At 62.1% G+C, this 3202-nt stretch carries 1 protein-coding gene; it reads right to left on the reverse strand.

Translation table 11 applies throughout. From position 1 onward, the window contains the following. Positions 1-3202: AMP-binding protein (locus HX866_RS34535; protein WP_305729598.1), on the reverse strand; the 3202-nt coding region annotated here is incomplete at both ends.

A 3202-nucleotide genomic window follows, 5' to 3' on the forward strand; every position in this document is an offset into this window, starting at 1 on the left:
ATATCGTGTTCGCCGTGTTGCAGTTCCAGAACGTTTTTCACCACCTCGATACTGCCGCCCGAGGTCAGAGGTGCAAAACACTCATACACCGCCAGGTCAAAGTTCAGCGAAGTCGAGAACAACGTCTGACTCAAGGCCGAACCCGATCCCTGTAGGAGCAAGCTTGCTCGCGATGGGGCCCGTGAGTCTTGCACCGCCTGACCGGACGCCATCAGGTTTGTGTGAGTCTGCAAAGCCGCGTGATCAAAGGCGGCGTGGGCCCAGGTCAGGAAGTTCACGGTGTTGCGGTGTTCGATCATCACGCCCTTCGGCAGACCGGTCGAACCCGAGGTGTAGATCAAATAAGCCAGATGCGCCGAAGTCAGCCCAGGAACCTGCGGATTCTGGACGGATTCGTCCTGCCAGGTGCCCTGGTCGAGATTGATCACGGGCACCGAAACGCCCGCCAACAGATCCTGGGTAGCCGTTTGTGCCAAGACCGCCGCTGGAGCACTGTCCTGCAACATATAGGCAATCCGTTCTACCGGATAAGCTGGATCAAGCGGCACATAACCGCCGCCCGCCTTGAGGATCGCCAGCAAACCGACAACCATCTCGGCCCCACGCTCAACACAGATCCCCACCCGCGAATCCGGCTGCACGCCCTGCTTGCGCAACGCATGGGCCAAACGGTTGGCCTGCTCATTGAGTTCGCGATAGCTCAGGCGCTGTTCGCCATGAACCACCGCCAAAGCCTCCGGCGTACGCGCCACCTGCGCCTCAAACAGACCATGCACGGTCTGCGCCTGCGGATACTCCAGCGCCGTGTCATTAAAGCCTACCAGCAACTGCTCGCGCTCGTCGTCGGGCATGATCGACAGGCTGTTCAACGCCGCCTGCGGCCTGTGCTCCAGTGCCTCCACCAGGCTTTCCAGTGCGGTCTGCATATAGCCACAGACACGTCGGGCGCCGACTTCGCCGGTGACCAGCACCGTCAGGTTGAAAGCATTGCCCAGGTCGTCGATATCCAGGGTCAGCGGGTAATTGGTGTGCTCCTCGGTACCGAAGGCTTCAATCCCGTGCCACGCCGCCTCTTGCTCCGGCGTGACCTCGGCCACGGCGCTATGCCGGTAATTGAGCAGCGAACTGAACAACGGTGTCGGCGCGGCCACGCCGCTGCAACGCTGGGCCAGCACCAGCGGGGCGTGTTCATGCCCTAGCAGTGCGGTCAGTTGTCCGTGGGTCGCCTTGAGCGCCTCGGCCACCGTTTGTGCCCCGACATCGACGCGCAACGGCAAGGTGTTGATAAACATGCCCAAGGCCCGCTCGGCACCCTCGCCGGCCTGCATCCGACCCAACAGAACCGTACCGAACACCACCTGTTCGCGCCCCGAAACTCTGCTCAGCACCCGTGCCCAGGCCAGGTGCATCAAACTCGCGACGCTGACACCGGCCTGCCGGGCCCGGGCCCGCAGGCGCAGGTTCAGCTCGGCGGTCAAGGTCAACCGGGCATCTTCGATATCCCATCCGCCAGCCTGCACATCCTGCAAGCCGAACGGCAGCGTTGGCTCGTCGATATCACCGAGCATCCCACGGAAAAACGCCTCGTGCTGTGCCTCACTGACACCCAGGCGTGCCTGGGCCACATAGTTGCGGTACGGCACCGCTTCACCCAGGGTGTGGGCCTGGTCAAGCAGGTGTACGCGGATTTCATCTATCACCACGTTCAACGAGGTGGCGTCGTTGACCAAGTGATGAAACAGCAACATCGCCAGCCAGCGGTCATGGACTGGATCATGGGCAAAGGCAATCCGGATCAACGGCGCCTGACGCACATCGAAGCGGTAATGCCGGGGATCGAAGCGCTGGTGCAACTGATCCGCCAGCGGGCCGTCCGCAGGGTCCAGGAACAGTTCACTGACGTCCAGTTCAGCTCGACGCGAGACCACTTGCAACGGCTCGTCAAGACCTTCCCAGAGTACCGCCGTGCGCAAGATATCGTGACGGCTGATCACCCCTTGCAAGGCGCGGCTGAAATCGTCCAGCCGCGCCCGGTCCCGTAGGCCGAACAGCGCTTTCAGAGTATAGGGATCGCCCTGCTCGGCACTGATATGGTGATAGAGAATGCCTTCCTGCAATGGCGCCAGCGGATAGATATCCTGCACGTTCGCCGCGCCACCCGGCACGTTCGCCACCACCCGGTCGATCTGCGCCTGGGTCAGACTGATCAGTGGCAGCATATCCGGGGTGATGCGTTCACAACCCTCGGGGATGATGTTGGCCGGCACCACGACTTCCGTCCCGCCGCCCACGGCAGCAGCCAACGCCGCCAAGGTCGGTTGGCCGAACAGCACCCGCACATCGGCGCTCAAGCCCGCCTGGCGCATGCGCCCGATCAGGCTCACGGCCAATAACGAGTGCCCGCCCAGTTCGAAGAAATGGTCATGACGCCCCACCCGATCGACCTTGAGCAAGTCGGCCCAGATCCGGGCCAGGGTAATTTCGGTTTCACCCTGTGGGGCCTCGTAGCCGCGACTGATCACCTCATCAAGGTCCGGGGCCGGCAGGGCCTTGCGATCCAGCTTGCCGTTCGGGGTCAGCGGCAGCTTGTCCAGTGCAACGTAGATGGCCGGGACCATGTACTCCGGAAGTGTTTCCTGCAGATGATGACGCAGGCTGATGATATCGACCGAGGAGTGCTCGGCAGACAAGGTGTAATAAGCCACCAGACGCTTGTCGCCCGGGATGTCTTCGCGAGCCGTGACCACCGCTTCGTGGATGGCCGGGTGTTTGGCCAGACGGGCATCGATTTCGCCCAGTTCGATACGGAAACCACGGATCTTCACCTGGTCGTCGTTACGGCCCAGGTATTCGATATTGCCGTCTGGCAGGTAGCGGCCGAGATCGCCGGTGCGGTACATGCGCGCCGAAGCATCCTGGCTGAACGGGTCGTTGAGGAAACGTTCGGCGGTCAGGTCATCGCGGTTCAGGTAGCCTCGGGCCACACCGGCGCCGCCGATGTAGATTTCACCCGGGACGCCCAGTGGGACCGGTTGTTGCTGTTCGTCCAGCAGGTAGAACTGGGTGTTGCCGACCGGCTTACCGATATGCGGCGCAAAACCCTCTTCACGGTCCATCGCCACCCAGCTTGAGTAGGTGGTGGTTTCCGACGGGCCGTAGAGGTTGCACAGGCGTTGGACACCGGTTTTCTCGAACAGGTTTT

It is taken from the genome of Pseudomonas gingeri (assembly GCF_013386165.1).
GTDB lineage: Bacteria > Pseudomonadota > Gammaproteobacteria > Pseudomonadales > Pseudomonadaceae > Aquipseudomonas > Aquipseudomonas gingeri_C.